The organism is Pseudomonas sp. G2-4 (assembly GCF_030064125.1).
GTDB lineage: Bacteria > Pseudomonadota > Gammaproteobacteria > Pseudomonadales > Pseudomonadaceae > Aquipseudomonas.
In genome coordinates this window covers 614630-631828 of the sequence record NZ_CP125957.1, presented here as the reverse complement: position 1 = coordinate 631828, position 17199 = coordinate 614630, and the positions used below count along the sequence as shown (strand labels likewise).

13 protein-coding genes are annotated in these 17199 nt (G+C 61.8%); 11 read left to right on the top strand and 2 right to left on the bottom strand.

Features of this window, described 5'->3' with window-relative positions; genetic code table 11:
- The first annotated feature begins 9 nt into the window (after positions 1 to 9).
- From QNH97_RS02760 to rarD, 5 genes are all read left to right on the top strand, one after another.
- Positions 10 to 750 (top strand): ComFC family protein, encoded by a 741-nt coding sequence (locus QNH97_RS02760; protein WP_283555499.1) that lies wholly within the window; start codon positions 10 to 12, stop codon positions 748 to 750.
- Between the two features lie 56 nt (positions 751 to 806).
- A complete protein-coding gene (locus QNH97_RS02755; protein WP_283555498.1) occupies positions 807 to 1571 on the top strand; it encodes a TOBE domain-containing protein in 765 nt (254 codons plus the stop codon).
- A 66-nt stretch (positions 1572 to 1637) separates the two neighbouring features.
- Complete coding sequence (locus QNH97_RS02750; RefSeq protein WP_283555497.1) at positions 1638 to 3539, top strand: PhoX family protein; 1902 nt, start codon at positions 1638 to 1640, stop codon at positions 3537 to 3539.
- A gap of 162 nt (positions 3540 to 3701) precedes the next feature.
- On the top strand, positions 3702 to 4676 hold the full coding sequence (locus tag QNH97_RS02745; protein WP_283555496.1) for a serine/threonine protein kinase: 975 nt from the start codon (positions 3702 to 3704) through the stop codon (positions 4674 to 4676).
- Between the two features lie 147 nt (positions 4677 to 4823).
- The gene (gene rarD / locus QNH97_RS02740; protein ID WP_283555495.1) at positions 4824 to 5711 is read left to right on the top strand and encodes an EamA family transporter RarD; all 888 of its coding nucleotides are present in this window, start codon (positions 4824 to 4826) and stop codon (positions 5709 to 5711) included.
- Positions 5712 to 5927: 216 nt separating this feature from the next.
- Here rarD and QNH97_RS02735 read toward each other — a convergent pair whose 3' ends face one another.
- The gene (locus tag QNH97_RS02735; protein ID WP_283555494.1) at positions 5928 to 6446 is read right to left on the bottom strand and encodes a glycine cleavage system transcriptional repressor; all 519 of its coding nucleotides are present in this window, start codon (positions 6444 to 6446) and stop codon (positions 5928 to 5930) included.
- 533 nt (positions 6447 to 6979) lie between these two features.
- Here QNH97_RS02735 and QNH97_RS02730 point away from each other — a divergent pair.
- A complete protein-coding gene (locus tag QNH97_RS02730) occupies positions 6980 to 9157 on the top strand; it encodes a malate synthase G (protein WP_283555493.1) in 2178 nt (725 codons plus the stop codon).
- Between the two features lie 227 nt (positions 9158 to 9384).
- Here QNH97_RS02730 and QNH97_RS02725 read toward each other — a convergent pair whose 3' ends face one another.
- Positions 9385 to 9831, bottom strand: a complete 447-nt coding sequence (locus QNH97_RS02725) for a response regulator (RefSeq protein ID WP_283555492.1) — start codon at positions 9829 to 9831, stop codon at positions 9385 to 9387.
- A gap of 253 nt (positions 9832 to 10084) precedes the next feature.
- Here QNH97_RS02725 and QNH97_RS02720 point away from each other — a divergent pair, with 253 nt between their 5' ends.
- From QNH97_RS02720 to QNH97_RS02700, 5 genes are all read left to right on the top strand, one after another.
- Positions 10085 to 12025, top strand: coding sequence for a putative nucleotidyltransferase substrate binding domain-containing protein (locus QNH97_RS02720; protein ID WP_283555491.1), 1941 nt, complete (start codon positions 10085 to 10087; stop codon positions 12023 to 12025).
- A complete protein-coding gene (locus QNH97_RS02715; protein ID WP_283555490.1) occupies positions 12022 to 12729 on the top strand; it encodes a 3'-5' exonuclease in 708 nt (235 codons plus the stop codon). Before QNH97_RS02720 ends, QNH97_RS02715 begins: the two co-directional genes overlap by 4 nt.
- A 235-nt stretch (positions 12730 to 12964) precedes the next feature.
- Complete coding sequence (locus QNH97_RS02710; protein WP_283555489.1) at positions 12965 to 13483, top strand: RNA polymerase sigma factor; 519 nt, start codon at positions 12965 to 12967, stop codon at positions 13481 to 13483.
- Positions 13480 to 14454 carry a FecR domain-containing protein gene (locus tag QNH97_RS02705; protein WP_283555488.1) on the top strand — a complete coding sequence of 325 codons (975 nt, stop codon included), beginning with the start codon at positions 13480 to 13482 and terminating at the stop codon, positions 14452 to 14454. The genes QNH97_RS02710 and QNH97_RS02705 overlap by 4 nt, the downstream gene beginning before the upstream one ends.
- A gap of 238 nt (positions 14455 to 14692) precedes the next feature.
- A complete protein-coding gene (locus QNH97_RS02700; protein WP_283555487.1) occupies positions 14693 to 17131 on the top strand; it encodes a TonB-dependent siderophore receptor in 2439 nt (812 codons plus the stop codon).
- Positions 17132 to 17199: the final 68 nt, after the last annotated feature.

Here is a 17199-nt window from a genome sequence, read left to right as displayed (position 1 = left end):
GGAAGAGCCATGCGCTGTCAACCACGATACGAAGGACCGGTTTACATCTGGTCAAAAAACAACCAACTCTGTTTGTTGTGTGGCGAAGCCACTGATACACCCCAACCTATCTGCACACCCTGCGAAAGCGAGTTGCCTTGGCTTGGCGACCAATGCGACGTTTGCGCCCTGCCGCTGCCCATGGCCGGGCTGCGTTGTGGACAATGCGCCGCGCAGCCACCCGCTTTCGAGCGGGTACTGGCACCCTGGGCCTACGACTTTCCGGTGGACAGCTTGATCACCCGTTTCAAGCACCAGGCGAAATGGCCGCTTGGTCGACTGATGGGCGATCTGCTTGCGCAGTCGCTGCAGCATCATTTCGATGAAGGCGTGGAGCGGCCCGACGCGCTGGTGCCGGTCCCCCTGGCTGCCCGGCGTTTGCGCCAACGGGGGTTCAATCAGGCGACTTTGCTCGCCCGCTGGCTCAGCGGGCCGTTGCAGATTCCTTGCGAAGAAAATCTGCTGCGGCGCATCCAGGATACCCCCGCCCAACAGGCACTCGACGCCAAGGCCCGACGGCGAAACCTGCGCCAGGCCTTTGCCCTGGCGCCCGGCGCGGCATTGAGCAACCGTCACCTGGCGCTGGTGGACGATGTGCTCACCACCGGCGCCACCGCCCAGGCGCTCGCTCGCTTGCTGCTCGATGCTGGCGCTGCACGGGTCGATGTGTATTGCCTGGCCCGCACACCGAAACCCGCTGAGCCAGCTTGACGCGCCGCGTCTCAGGCGCCAACGTCCAACATCGACCCTTGCCGCAGTTGTCCGTCATGTCATTGCCCACACTTCTGACCCAGCACATCGTTCGACGCCCACAGCGCATCGCGCTGTTGCAGCACATCGCCGAACAAGGCTCGATCACCCGCGCCGCCAAGAGCGCGGGGCTGAGCTACAAGGCGGCCTGGGATGCCATTGACGAGTTGAACAACCTGGCGGACCAACCGTTGGTGGAACGCAGCGTCGGCGGCAAGGGCGGTGGCGGCGCCAAGCTGTCGGATGAAGGCCAACGCGTGTTGCGCTTGTATCAACGGCTGCAAGCCTTGCAGGCGCAATTGCTGGAAGCCAGCGAAGACGCCGGGGATCTGGGCCTATTGAGTCGCCTGATGCTGCGCACCAGCGCCCGCAATCAACTGCATGGCAAGGTCCTGGGGATCGAGGCCCAGGGCCACAACGACCGGGTGCGCCTGGAGCTGGCCCGGGGCCTGGTCATCGAGGCACAGATCACCCACGACAGCACGTTGCGCCTGGAGCTGGAGATCGGCACCGAAGTGGTGGCCCTGATCAAGGCCGGCTGGCTGGAATTGCGCGCTGTCGAGCCAGCCGAACAATCACGAATCAATACATTGCGCGGCGTGATCGAACAGGTCGACGCCGCCGAAGATGGTCCCAGTGAAGTGCGCATCGGCCTGCCCAACGGCCAGACGCTGTGCGCCCTGGCTGATCCGCTCCGACTGCGCGATCAGAACCTGGAAGCCGGCTCGCCGGTACAGGTGGCGTTTTCACCGACAAACGTGCTGCTCGGCACGCCGTTATAACGCGCTGAAACAAAAGCTTCATCGACCCGCATTAAGGTGACTGCCAAAACCAGCGGGGAGCCTGAGATGAGCTTATTAGAAGAACACCAATCCACCGACCTTGAAAAAATCGTCGGCCTGAGCCGACGCGGCTTCATCGGCGCTGGCGCCCTATGCGGCGCGGCGATGTTTTTGGGCGGCAACCTGCTGAGTCGCAGCGCCCTGGCCGCCGCCGTGAGCGAAGGCAACAGCAAGTTGCTGGGCTTTGACAGCATTGCCGCCGCCACGACGGACACCCTCACACTGCCGCCAGGCTACAAATCCTCAGTACTGATCAGTTGGGGCCAGCCGCTGCAGAAAAATGCACCGGCATTCGACCCCAGCGGCAACGGCACCGCCCAGGCACAGGAAGTGCAGTTCGGCGACAACAACGACGGCATGAGCCTGTTCCCGTTCCCTGGCGACAACGATCGGGCGCTGATGGCGATCAACAACGAATACACCAACTATCGCTACCTCTTTGCCCACGGCGGCCAGCCGCAGTCGGCCGAGGATGTGCGCAAGGCCCAGGCCAGCGAAGGTGTCTCGGTGATTGAAATAAAGCGTCAGGGCGGGCAGTGGCAATTCGTTCAGGAATCACGCTACAACCGCAGAATCCACGGCAACACGCCGATTGAACTCAGTGGCCCGGCCGCCGGCCATGACCTGATGAAAACCAGCGCCGACCAAAGCGGCAAGAAAGTGCTGGGGACTTTCCAGAACTGCGCCAACGGCATGACGCCATGGGGCACTTACCTGACCTGCGAAGAAAACTTCACTGACTGCTTCGGCAGCAGCAGGGCGGATTTGCAGTTCGATGCTGCGCAGAAGCGCTACGGCGCCACCGTCACCAGCAGCGAGATCGACTGGCACCTGTACGACCCGCGTTTTGACCTGGCGAAGAACCCCAACGAACTCAATCGCCATGGCTGGGTGGTGGAAATCGACCCGTTCGATCCGCAATCCACCCCGGTAAAACGCACTGCCCTCGGCCGTTTCAAACACGAAAACGCTGCCCTGGCCCAGACCAACGACGGTCATGCCGTGGTGTACATGGGCGACGACGAGCGCGGTGAATTTATTTACAAGTTCGTCAGCCGGGACAAAATCGACCACAAAAGCCCCAAGGCCAATCGCAACCTTCTGGACCACGGTACTTTGTATGTCGCCCGCTTCGATGCCGGTGACGGCAACCCGGACCATCCAAAAGGCCAGGGCCAGTGGATCGAGCTGACCCACGGCAAAAACGGCCTCGACGCCAGCAGCGGCTTCGCCGACCAGGCCCAAGTGCTGATCCATGCGCGCCTGGCCGCCAGCGTCGTTGGTGCCACCCGCATGGACCGCCCGGAATGGATCGTGGTCAGCCCGAAGGATGGCCAGGTCTATTGCACCCTGACCAACAACGCCAAGCGCGGCGAAGACGGCCAGCCGGTGGGCGGGCCGAACCCTCGGGCCAAGAACGTCTACGGACAGATCCTGCGCTGGCGCACCGAGCGCGACGACCACGCCTCCAAGACCTTCGCCTGGGATCTGTTCGTGGTCGCCGGCAACCCGGCGGTACACGCCGGTACGCCGAAAGCCGGTTCGTCCCACATTAACGCCCAGAACATGTTCAACAGCCCCGATGGCCTGGGCTTCGACAAGGACGGACGGTTGTGGATCCAGACCGACGGCGATTCGAGCAACGCCGGGGACTTCGCCGGCATGGGCAACAACCAGATGCTCTGCGCCGACCCGAACAGCGGCGAAATCCGCCGGTTCCTGGTCGGGCCGGTGGGCTGCGAAGTCACGGGGATCAGTTTCTCGCCGGACTATAAGACGCTGTTCATCGGCATCCAGCATCCTGGGGATAAAGGCAGCTCGACCTTCCCCGAGCACCTGCCCAACGGCAAGCCGCGCTCGTCGGTGATGGTGATTACCCGGGACGATGGCGGGGTCATCGGCGCCTGATAGGGCCTCATCGCGAGCAAGCTCGCTCCCACAATGGTTCCGCTATCCCTGTGGGAGCGAGCTTGCTCGCGATAGCATCAGCACAGCCACCACCTATCTGCCTCCGTCTGCGCTACCATGCTGGGCCGGACGCGGCAGCCCTGCCGCTGCGCAGGAGTCAGCATGTCTCATCCGTTTGAAACCCTCACGCCCGACCTGGTACTCGATGCCGTTGAAAGCATTGGCTTCCTCAGCGACGCCCGTGTGCTGGCCCTCAACAGCTACGAAAACCGTGTCTACCAGGTCGGCATCGAAGACGGCGAGCCGCTGATTGCCAAGTTCTATCGTCCCCAGCGCTGGACCAACGAAGCGATCCTGGAAGAGCACAGCTTCACCTTCGAACTGGCCGAATACGAAGTGCCGGTGGTGGCGCCACTGATCCACAACGGCGCCAGCCTGCATGAGCACGCCGGGTTTCGTTTCACCCTGTTTCCCCGTCGTGGCGGCCGGGCACCGGAGCCGGGCAACCTTGATCAGCTCTATCGCCTCGGGCAACTGCTCGGGCGCCTGCACGCCGTCGGGGCGACCCGTCCGTTCGAGCATCGGGAAGCCTTGGGCGTGAAAAACTTTGGCCATGATTCGCTGGCCACCGTGCTGGCGAGTGGTTTCGTACCCCGCAGCCTGTTACCGGCCTACGAATCGGTGGCCAGGGATCTGCTCAAGCGTGTCGAAGAGGTCTACGCCACCACGCCCCACCAGAACATCCGCATGCATGGCGACTGCCACCCCGGCAACATGATGTGCCGCGACGAGGTGTTCCACATCGTCGACCTGGACGACTGCCGCATGGGCCCGGCGGTGCAGGATCTGTGGATGATGCTTGCCGGTGATCGCCAGGAATGTCTGGGGCAATTGTCGGAATTGATGGACGGTTATCGTGAATTCCACGACTTCGACCCGCGTGAGCTGGCGCTGATCGAGCCGTTGCGGGCCCTGCGCCTGATGCACTACAGCGCCTGGCTGGCGCGACGCTGGGACGACCCGGCTTTCCCCCGCAGCTTCCCGTGGTTCGGCAGCGAACGTTACTGGGGCGACCAGGTATTGGCGTTGCGCGAGCAATTGGCGGCGCTCAATGAAGAGCCGTTGAAGCTGTTCTGATGACCGCCACGGGTCCCCTGTGGGAGCGAGCAGGCTCGCTCCCACAGGGCCTGCGGTGAAGCTGACTTCCTCACAAAGCTTCACAGCACAACCTGACAAATCTCCTTACAATCACGCCTTTGTGAGCTGCCTAAGCAAGGATTCTGCATGCAAGCCGCCAACCCGCGTCGCGGGTACATCCTGGGCCTGAGCGCCTACATCATCTGGGGCCTGTTCCCGATCTACTTCAAAGCCATCGCCAGCGTGCCATCCGTGGAAATCATCATCCACCGGGTGCTGTGGTCAGCCCTGTTCGGCGCGGCGTTGCTGATGGTCTGGAAACACCCCGGCTGGTGGCGTGAACTTCGGGACAATCCAAATCGGCTGGCAATCCTGGCCCTGAGTGGCACGCTGATCGCGGTCAACTGGCTGACCTACGTCTGGGCGGTGAACAACGAGCGCATGCTCGAAGCCAGCCTGGGTTACTACATCAACCCGCTGGTAAACGTATTGCTGGGCATGTTGCTCCTGGGTGAGCGGCTGCGGCGCATGCAATGGCTGGCGGTGGGGCTGGCGGCGGTCGGCGTGGCGCAGCAGGTCTGGCAAGTGGGCAGCCTGCCCTGGGTATCGCTGGTACTGGCGCTGACCTTCGGCTTCTATGGGTTGATCCGCAAGCAGGCACCGGTCAAGGCGCTGCCAGGGCTGGTGGTGGAAACCTGGATGCTGGTGCCGATCGCCATCGCCTGGTTGCTCTTCAACCCGACCGCCACCAGTGCCCAAGCGGCTTTCTGGACCACCTCCGAAGCCTGGTGGCTGGTGGCGGCCGGCCCCGTGACGCTGGTTCCACTGGTGTGTTTCAACGCCGCGGCACGGCATTTGCCCTACACCACGCTGGGGTTTCTCCAGTACATCGCACCGACGCTGGTGTTGCTGCTCGCCGTGCTGCTGTTCGGTGAGCATCTATCGTCCAGCACCTTGTTGGCGTTCCTGTTCATCTGGGCCGGGCTTGCGGTGTACAGCATCGATGCCGTGGTCAGTATGCGTCGCCGCGCCTGATCAAAAAACACCCAACTCTCTACAGGCCACGGCTAGCGCGGCCTGTATCGATCCTTCCCAAGGTTATCCACAGCCTGATCCCCGCCGTTTGTGCACAAGCCCTTGAAAATTGGTGCTTTTTTGATCATTGCTCGCTGAGCCCCGGCGGGCCTGGGCTGGCGCTGTGTCTCTACAGGTTATCCACAGGCAGGCGCAGTTTTTCCTTGGATAACCTCGTCAGGCTTCATCGCTAAGCTTGAGCTCCACCATCAACTCATCGGCCAGGGTTTCCAGGCGTTCTTGCAAGGTGTCCAGCGAGAGGGTCAACGGCACGCCCAGGACCGCTTCGGCGTGAAACAGCAACTCACTGCTCATCGGCGCCGGACGCACGTGGGTCACCAGTCGCTCGACGTTCACGCCCTGCTCGCTCAACAAGCGGGTGATGTCACGGACGATGCCTGGGCGATCATTGCCCACCAGTTCCATGGCGATGGGTTTCCAGTTACAAGACTCTTCAATTGCAGTTTCTGCGATCAGCACGCGAATGCCATGCACTGACAGTCCGTGCAAGGCTTCGATCAGTTCTTCATGGGATTCGGCCGGGGCGCTGAGACGCAGGATCCCGGCGAATTGCCCGGCCAAGCGTGACATGCGGCTTTCCAGCCAGTTGCCGCCGTGCTCGGCGATGCATTCGGCGATGCGCTCGACCTGCCCGGGCTTGTCCGGGGCGAAAACAGTAATGACCAAGTGGTCCATGGCGCAGTCCTCTTGTTGATGGAAGGGACAGTATAGGCAAGGCAGAAAATCAACACGGTCGCGCTTTCGTGGCGAGGGAGCTTGCTCCCGCTGGGCCGCGTAGCGGTCCCAAAATGGTTGGATCAGTGCTGCGCACTGAAGCGGGAGCAAGCTCCCTCGCCACGGGACATGTGTACGAACTGTAGATTTATCTGGAACAATCCCTCTGTATTTTGAGAACATCCCGTGTTCCGACGTGACCGTACTGCTTTAGTCGGTCGCAGAACGACGCAATTAGTCTAATTTTCACAACCGCAATTGATCATGTAGTATGCCGCAGCGCGCACTACATAACGTTGGACCGATGTCCGCTTAAGGCGCAGTCGCATCCCTGAAAGCCCCATCAGCACGGCGAAAAGCCCTTGATAGGTCCCAACCCAGCCGCCAGCGATGGCATGTACTGGTCCCGGGGTTTGTGGTTTAAATGTCCCGAGGCTTCATTGTCAAAATCGAAGAGCTGAAAAGCGAAATAGCTGAGCAGAGTGAGGCAAGCAATGACTGAACACGTTCAAGTCGGTGGCCTGCAGGTCGCCAAAGTCCTGTTCGACTTCGTGAATAACGAAGCCATTCCCGGAACCGGCCTCACCGCCGACGCGTTCTGGGCCGGTGCCGACAAGGTCATCCACGACCTGGCACCGAAGAACAAAGCCCTACTCGCCAAACGCGACGATTTCCAGGCGCAGATCGATGCCTGGCACCAGGCCCGTGCCGGCCAGGCCCACGACGCCGTGGCTTACAAAGCCTTCCTGCAAGACATTGGATACCTGCTGCCAGAAGCGGCGGACTTCCAGGCCACGACCCAAAACGTCGACGACGAAATTGCCCGCATGGCCGGCCCGCAACTGGTGGTGCCGGTGATGAATGCCCGCTTCGCCCTCAACGCCTCGAACGCCCGCTGGGGTTCGCTGTACGACGCGCTGTACGGCACCGACGCCATCAGCGAAGCCGATGGCGCAGAAAAAGGCAAAGGCTACAACAAGGTCCGCGGCGACAAGGTCATCGCCTTTGCCCGCGCCTTCCTCGACGAAGCGGCCCCACTGGCGGCCGGCTCCCATGTCGACTCCACCGGCTACAGGATCGTCGACGGCAAACTGGTGATCGCCCTCAAGGGCGGCAGCAACAGCGGCCTGCGTGACGATGCCCAACTGATCGGTTTCCAGGGCGATGCCTCGGCACCCGCCGCCGTGCTGCTCAAGCACAACGGCTTGCACTTCGAAATCCAGATCGACGCCAGCACTCCGGTCGGCCAAACCGACGTCGCGGGCGTCAAAGACATCCTGATGGAAGCCGCGTTGACCACCATCATGGACTGCGAAGACTCGGTCGCCGCCGTCGATGCCGATGACAAAGTGGTGATCTACCGCAACTGGCTCGGACTGATGAAGGGTGACCTGTCGGAAGAGGTCGCCAAGGGTGGTCAGACGTTTACCCGCACCATGAACCCTGACCGCGTCTACACCGCCGTCGACGGTTCGAGCGTGACGCTGCACGGCCGCTCGCTGCTGTTCGTGCGCAACGTCGGCCACCTGATGACCATCGACGCCATCCTGGACCAGCATGGCAACGAAGTGCCGGAAGGCATTCTCGACGGCCTGATCACCAGCCTGGCGGCGATCCACAGTCTTAACGGCCACACCACGCGGCGCAACAGCCGCACCGGCTCGGTGTACATCGTCAAGCCGAAGATGCACGGCCCGGAAGAAGCCGCGTTCACCAACGAGCTGTTCGGTCGCGTCGAAGACGTACTGAACCTGCCGCGCAATACCCTCAAGGTCGGGATCATGGACGAGGAGCGCCGTACCACGGTCAACCTCAAGGCCTGCATCAAGGCCGCCAGCGAGCGCGTGGTGTTCATCAACACCGGGTTCCTCGACCGCACTGGCGATGAAATCCACACCTCCATGGAAGCCGGCCCGATGGTGCGCAAGGCTGACATGAAAGCCGAGAAGTGGATCGCCGCGTACGAAAACTGGAACGTCGACATCGGCCTGAGCACCGGCCTGCAAGGTCGAGCCCAGATCGGCAAGGGCATGTGGGCGATGCCGGACCTGATGGCGGCGATGCTTGAGCAGAAGATCGCTCATCCGCTGGCCGGCGCCAACACCGCCTGGGTTCCATCACCGACGGCTGCCGCCCTGCATGCGCTGCACTATCACAAGGTCGACGTGTTCGCCCGCCAGGCCGAACTGGCCAAGCGCGCTCGCGCTTCGGTGGATGACATCCTGACCATCCCGCTGGCTGTCGACCCGAACTGGACACCGGAGCAGATCAAGAACGAACTGGACAACAACGCCCAGGGCATCCTTGGCTACGTGGTGCGCTGGATCGACCAAGGCGTCGGCTGTTCGAAGGTGCCGGACATCAACGACATCGGCCTGATGGAAGACCGTGCAACGCTGCGTATTTCCAGCCAGCACATCGCCAACTGGCTGCGCCACGGCATCGTCACGCAAGACCAGGTGATGGAAAGCCTCAAGCGCATGGCCCCGGTGGTGGACCGCCAGAACGCCAGCGACCCGCTGTACCGTCCGCTGGCGCCGGACTTCGACAGCAACATCGCCTTCCAGGCGGCAGTCGAGCTGGTGATCGAAGGCACCAAGCAGCCAAACGGCTACACCGAGCCGGTGCTGCACCGTCGTCGTCGCGAGTTCAAGGCAGCCAATGGGTTGTGATTGAGCGGTAGTGATGCAATGAAAAAGCCCTGATCGAAAGATCAGGGCTTTTTCATTGGCAATACACGACCCCGCTTTTGTGGCGAGGGAGCTTGCTCCCGCTCGACTGCGCAGCAGTCGTCAGTCAGCCCATGAAGTTTTGAATGCTGGAAAAAGAGGGCTGCTTCGCAGCCCAGCGGGAGCAAGCTCCCTCGCCACAAGAGCGCTTCGGCACAATGGGATACAGGCTACAGATCCATCCCCAACTCATGCTTGACCAACCCGAGCAATTTTTCGGTATCGATCGGCTTGAGCAGGAAATCCACCACGCTCAGGTGCATGGCTTCAATGGCGTCCTTCACGTCGGCGTCGCCGGAGACGATGATGATCGGCAGCGCCGCTCTCGGCGACTCGCGCACCAGACGGACCAGTTCCAGGCCATCGACGTTGCCCATGCGCAGGTCGGTGATCAACAGGCCGATCGACGGCTTGGTTTCCAGCATATTGAGTGCCGTTTCGCCACTGGCGGCGGTCATGCAGTGAATCCCGTCCAGCGCCAGAATCTCCGACAACAGTTCGCGGGCATCCTTGTCGTCATCGACGATCAAGACTCGCTGCGGCGGCAGGTCAGGCTCCAGCATGACGGCACTCAGCGCCTCGCGCTCGGCGTCACTCAAAATATCGTGGTCGGACATGATGTTCTCTACGTTCTTTAAATCGATCCCCTGGCACAGTGGTCAGACATCGTTCCGCGGCGCTTCAATGTGCACTTCGTCGGATTTTTTTCCAAGTGCATCCATTGAAGAATTTTCGGACGTCAAACGTCAGCTTTTTCCGTAGTCCCGTTCCTTTTTCGGCGACCTAGACTTACGTCCAATGGGCACTCCGTGCTCAGGGGCCGACCATGGGGAACAGATCCGACCACAACAATTTAAAAAAGACTGCGTAATGGTTATGAAAAGAACGGACGCCTTCATCCAGGCAGGGAAAACCGCGGTGTTGCAAAACATCCAGGGCACGTTGCAGTTTCTGCAACGCTTCCCCCCGTTCAACCAGATGGAAAACGCTCACCTGGCCTATCTGGTGGAACAATGCCTGCTGCGTTTTTACGCGCCTGGCGAAACCATCATCAAGCCGGACGACGGTCCGGTGGAACACTTTTACATCGTCAAGCAGGGTCGGGTGGTAGGTGAGCGTCCGCATTCGGCCAAGGGTGGTACCGAGACCACGTTCGAAATCACCACTGGCGAATGTTTCCCCCTTGCCGCACTGCTGGGCGAGCGAGCGACCCGCACCGAGCACCTGGCCGGCGAAGACACGTTCTGCCTGCAATTGAACAAACAGGCCTTTATCAAGCTGTTCGCCCTGTCCGGTCCGTTTCGCGACTTCGCTTTGCGCGGGGTCAGCAGCCTGCTTGACCAGGTCAACCAGCAGGTCCAGCAAAAATCTGCGCAAACCCTGGGCACCCAGTACTCCCTCAATACGCGACTGGGTGAACTGGCAATGCGTCATCCGGTGAGCTGCAGCCCCGACACGCCGCTGCGCGAAGCCGTAAAACTGATGCATGAGCAACAGGTCGGCAGCATTGTGGTGGTTGACGAACACAAGGCGCCGGTCGGAATCTTCACCCTGCGCGACCTTCGGCACGTGGTGGCCGACGGGTCCGGGGACTTTTCCGAGGCCATCGCCGGGCACATGACCCAGGCACCGTTTTTCCTTTCGCCAGACCACAGCGCCTTCGACGCGGCCATCGCCATGACCGAACGGCACATCGCCCATGTCTGCCTGGTCAAGGAACAGCGCCTGTGCGGCGTGGTGTCGGAGCGCGACCTGTTTTCCCTGCAACGCGTCGACCTGGTGCACCTGGCCCGGACCATTAGCAGCGCCCCGAAGGTCGAGAGCCTGGTGGCCCTGCGCGGCGAAATTGGCCAATTGGTGGAACGCATGCTGGCCCACGGTGCGTCATCGACCCAGATCACCCACATCATCACCCTGCTCAACGACCATACCGTGAGTCGGGTGATTGAACTGACCCTGGCCGAAAAAGGCGATCCGGGGGTGCCTTTCAGTTGGTTGTGTTTCGGCAGCGAAGGCCGGCGCGAGCAGACTCTGCACACCGACCAGGACAACGGCATTTTGTTCGAAGCCCGGGACGCCGCCCATGCGGCGCAGATCCGGGGGTTGCTACTGCCCATCGCCCAGCAGATCAACCAGAGCCTGGCCCTGTGCGGCTTCACCTTGTGCAAGGGCAACATCATGGCCGGCAACCCCGAGCTGTGCCTGTCCCGCGCCGAATGGGCCCGGCGTTTTGCGGCATTCATCCGCGAAGCGACGCCGGAAAACCTGCTGGGGTCGAGCATTTATTTCGACTTGCGGGTGGTCTGGGGTGATGAGCAAGGCTGCGAGCAGTTGCGCCGACAGGTCCTCGAACAAGTCGCCGATAACCGTTTGTTCCAGCGCATGATGGCCGAGAACGCGCTGCGCCATCGCCCGCCAGTGGGACGTTTCAGGGATTTCGTACTGAGCCGCAAAAATGGCGAAAAGGCGACCCTCGACCTGAAAGTGCAAGGCCTGACCCCCTTCGTCGACGGCGCCCGTTTGCTGGCGCTGGCCAATGGCATCGAAGCCATCAACACCTTGGAGCGCTTGCGGCAGCTGGTTGTCAAGGAAGTGATTGAACCGCTGGACGGCGCGGCTTATGAGGAGGCCTACCACTTCATCCAGCAGACCCGTATGCAACAACATCAACTGCAAACCCGCGAGAACCTGCCCTACTCCAATCGAGTCGACCCCGACAGCCTCAATCACCTGGACCGACGCATCCTGCGCGAATCCCTGCGCCAGGCCCAGCGCCTGCAAAGCAGCCTGACGGTGAGATACCAGTTGTGAGCATTTTTTCCTGGCTGCGGCCGGCCCAGCCGATGCTGCCAGATGCCCTGCAGCAGCGCTTGGAACAACTACCTGCACCCTTGCCACTGGATGAACGCAGCTTGCGAGAACAGCGTTGGGTGGTGCTGGATCTGGAAACCACCGGCCTGAACCTGAACAAGGATCAGGTGCTGTCCATCGGTGCGGTGGTCATAGAAGACGGCGCCATCGATTTCAGCCAGCAGTTCGAACGCACCTTGCAATGCGACAAGCAGAAGCTGGGGCCCAGTGTGTTGATCCACGGCCTGGCGCCCAGTGCCATTGCCGCCGGCAGCAATCCGGCCGAGGCACTGCTGGCGTTCATGGAATTCGTCGGCGACAGCCCGCTGCTGGCGTTCCATGCGCCATTCGATTCCCATATGCTCGGGCGGGCACTGAAGGATTACCTGGGTTATCGCTTGCAGCATACGTTCCTGGACGTGGCTGACCTGGCCCCGATGCTCTGCCCCCGGGCCCATTTGCGCAAAGCGGGCCTGGACGACTGGATCGACTGGTGCAAGCTGCAAGTCTTCGACCGTCACAACGCCAGCGCCGACGCCCTGGCGACCGCCGAACTGGCGCTGATCCTGTTCAGCCGCGCCCGCCAGCAGCAGATCCACAGCCCGCTGGACCTGCAACAGCGGCTGGGTCACTGGAAGCGCCGGCAACAGGCGCCTTCGCTTTGACTCACCTTGGCGACGAACACATTACCCTGTGGGAGCGAGCTTGCTCGCGATGGCGTACCGCCAGTCGACATTGATGTTGGCTGACCTGCCGCTATCGCGAGCAAGCTCGCTCCCACACAGAGCCTGGCCTCAATCTCCTTACCCACACCGTCCGACCGGCGCCAATTGCTTTCCCACCTCCGCCTCTGCCACAATCGCGAACAATTCTCGTTACTTAAAACGTCGGTGATGCTCCGTGTCGTCAGTCCCTAGCCCCCACAGTGATCTGGTTGGTGCGTTATACCGTGACCATCGCGGTTGGCTATTGGCCTGGTTGCGACGCAATGTGGCCTGCCCACAGCGGGCCGAGGACTTGAGCCAAGACACCTTCGTGAGGCTGCTGGGCCGTGACGAACTGATGGCGCCCCGCGAGCCCCGGGCGTTTCTGGTGGCGATCGCCAAGGGCCTGCTGTTCGATTACTTCCGGCGGGCAGCCTTGGAGCAGGCTTACCTCACCGAACTGATGCTGATCCCCGAAAGCGAACAACCGTCGGTGGAAGAACAGCAACTGATCCTCGAAGACCTCAAGGCCATTGATCGTCTGCTCGGCAAACTCTCGAGCAAGGCCCGCGCGGCCTTTCTCTATAACCGCCTCGACGGTCTCAGCCACGCTGAAATCGCCGCGCGCCTGGGGGTTTCGGTGCCCCGGGTACGACAGTATCTGGCCCAAGGCATTCGACAGTGCTACATCGCCCTCTATGGTGAGCCGACATGAGCGCGGCCCATGCCAAACCGGTCTCGGCCAGCGCGCTGGATGCAGCCATCGCCTGGCAGTTATCCCTGGACTCAGGCAACGCCCAGGAGCATGAAGCCTTCGCCCGGTGGCATGCCGCCGATGAGGAGCATGCCCGGGCCTGGCGGCAATTGGGCATGCTCGACCAGCGTTTCAGTGTTGCCAGCGGGCCGGCGCGAGCTGCGTTGCTGCAATCGCGGGTCAGCATTCGACGCCAGGTTCGCAAGGTGGGCAGCGGCCTGGCCAGTCTTGTCGCGGTCATCGGCCTGGCATTGTTTGCCGGGGATCGTTACCTGCCGCTGGACTACTGGCTGGCCGACCAGCGCACCGCCACGGGCGAACAACGCACCTTGCGCCTGGCCGATGGCACGCTGATCAACCTCAACACCCACAGTGCCCTGGACGTGCGTTTCGATGACAAGCAGCGGCGCATCGTCCTGCAAGAAGGCGAGATCCTAGTGGAAACCGGCCACAACGACCCGCGCCCGTTTATCGTCGAAACCCGCGAAGGCCGCATGCGCGCCCTGGGCACGCGATTTCTGGTCAAGCGCGAAGACGAAGGCACGCGCCTGAGCGTGTTGAAATCCGCGGTGGCGGCGCAGCCGCAGGCCGCCGACGAAGAACAGATTCTGCGCGAAGGCCAGCAGGTGCTGATGCGCCGCGACGGTCTCGGGCCGACGGTGACCCTGAGCCCCGGCGCCGATGCCTGGACGCGCGGCATGCTGGTGGTGGATAACGCGCGTCTTGAAGATCTGGTCCATGAGTTGGGGCGCTATCGTCGCGGCTACCTGGGCGTCGAGCCACAAGTGGCCGATTTGCGCATCACCGGCAGTTTCCCGTTGCATGACACCGATCTGGCCCTGACCGCGCTGCTGCCGACCTTGCCGGTGCAGGTCGAGCATCACACAAGGTGGTGGGTGGTGGTGGGGCCGAGGACCGAGGCCAATCCCTGAGGGAGGTTGTGTCAGGCAGGCCGCCTTCGCGGGCAGGCCCGCTCCCACAGCGTGGACAGCGCTCACCGAAGATCAAATGTGGGAGCGAGCCTGCTCGCGAAGAGGCCACCCCACACAACACAAAACCCAGGACTGACCTCAAAACTGAATCTAAATTATTTTCATCCAGCCCTATCACTTTTCGATTTTCATCCGGCACTCAGGCAATTGAGAAATATTTCCATTCAGGAGCCGCCGTATGTCCCGCCCGCTAGACACCCTGTTGCGCCCCAGCCTGTTGGCCGTCGCCATTGCCTTTGCCACCCCGTTGGTCAGCGGCCCATTGCTGGCTGCCGAACAAGCTTCCAGCGTGCGCGCCTACAATTTGCCCGCCGCACCATTGGCCAGCACCCTGAACCAGATCGCCAGCCAGGCCGGTCTCGCCCTGAGCCTGAACCCGTCCCTGGCCTCGGGCAAAACCTCGGCACCGGTCCAGGGCCAATTCGACGCCACGGGCGCATTGCGTGAGGCCCTGCGCGGCACCGGCCTGCAACTGGAACAAAGCAGCGCCGGCACCTACAGCTTGGTGGCGGCGCCCGACGGTGTCATGGCCCTGCCGGAAACCAGCGTGATCGGTGCCGGCGTCAGCGAAACCGCCTGGGGTCCGACCGAAGGTTATGTCGCCACTCGCACTGCCGCCGGCACTAAGACCGATACGCCAATTGTCGAGCTGCCACGCTCAGTCTCCGTGGTCACGCGCCAGCAGATGGAAGACCGCTCCGTCCTCAACCTCAATGACGCCCTGCGCTACACCGCCGGCGTGCAGAGCAGCGGCTATGGCTCGGACTCGCGCAACGACTGGCTGCTGGTGCGCGGCTTCGTACCGACCCAATTCCTTGATGGCCTGCCTCTGCCCAAGGGCAACTACATCACGCCAAAAATCGAGCCCTGGAACCTGGAGCGCATCGCCGTGCTGCGCGGCCCGGCCTCTTCGGTCTACGGCCAGACGCCCCCCGGCGGCATGCTGGACATGGTCAGCCGTCGCCCGCAAGCCGAGAGCAGCCATGAAGTCGAACTGCAGGCCGGCAGCTACGAGCACAAGCAGATCAACTTCGACAGCACCGGCAAGGTCGATGACGAAGGCCAGTTCCTCTATCGGGTCAGCGGCACCGTGCGCGACAGCAATTCCCAGGTCGACCACATCCCGGACAAGCGCTACAACATCGCCCCGAGCCTGACCTGGAACATCAACGACGACACCCGCCTGACGCTGCTGTCCCAGTACACCCGCGACGACACCGGTATCACCGGTCAATTCCTGCCGTTGCAAGGCACCAAGCTGTCCTCACCGGCGGGCAAGATTTCCCATCACAAGAACCTGGGCGACCCGGATTGGGAATTTTACGACCGCACCTATTACGCGCTGGGCTACAACTTCGAACATCGCCTGAACGACACTTGGCAGTTCCGCCAGAACCTGCGCTATACCAAGAGTGATCTGGAATTCCAGGGCATCTCCGCCGGCGGCTCATTCTGGCCAGACGGTCCAGACAAATCCGTGAGCGCCGATGGCACCGTCAAACGCAGTGCCAGCATCGTTGACGAAGACATCAGCCAATTTGCCGTGGACAACAATTTCCAGGCCGACTTCCAGACCGGAGCCTTGAGCCACACATTGCTGCTGGGCCTGGACCACCAACGTTCCAACAGCAATGCTCGCTGGAAGTGGGGCTCTGGCGGTGTGCCGACCAGCAACGTCAACAACCCGAGCTATGGCCAGGACTTCTCCAACGTCCAGTACTTCGACATGTACGACTACAACCAGAAGACCAATCAGACGGGTCTCTACATCCAGGACCAGATCGCCCTGGACAACTGGCGCCTGACCCTCGGTGGCCGTGAAGATTGGATTCACACCGGCACGGTGTTCCACAACCAGAACGATGCAACCAACACCCAGCGCGACAAGAAATTCAGCGGCAACGCGGCGCTGAGCTACGTCTTCGACAACGGTGTGACGCCTTACATTTCCTTCGCCCAGTCGTTCCAGGCGGCCGCAGGCTCAACCGTCAACAGCACTGACGCGTTCAAGCCGACCGAAGGCGAACAGTACGAGGCCGGCATCAAATACCAACCCCCGGGCACCACGACCCTGCTGACGGCGGCGGTGTTCGACCTGACGCAGCAGAACAACTCCGTCTCCGAAAACAACATCACTCGCCAAGTGGGCGAAGTTCGGGTGCGCGGCCTGGAGCTGGAAGCCTCGGGCGACGTGACCGACAACCTGAAGCTGATCGGTTCCTACACCTACAACGACAGCGAAATCACCAAGGGCACCGCGGCGGAAAAAGGCAAGCGCATGGCCCAGGTGCCGCGCAACCAGGCCACGGCGTGGGCGGACTACACCTGGCACAATGGCCCGCTGGATGGCTTCGGCGTCGGCGCCGGCGTGCGTTATGTCGGCGACACCTACGGCAATACCACCAACACCGATTGGGGCCATGTCGGCTCCTACACCGTGTACGACGCGTCGGCCCACTACGACCTCGGTCGCTTGAACAAGACCCTCAAGGGCGTCACGGTAGCGGTGGATGCGAAGAACATTTTCAACAAGGACTACCTGTCCACTTGCGATGGTTTCTATTGCTACTACGGCGACCAGCGCAACGTCGTCGCCAGCGTGAATTACAAATGGTAAACGGTTAGCATTTGCAAAACCTTTTTGAGGGCGCCTGCACCTGGGACCCGTCAGTCAAATGAAATCCC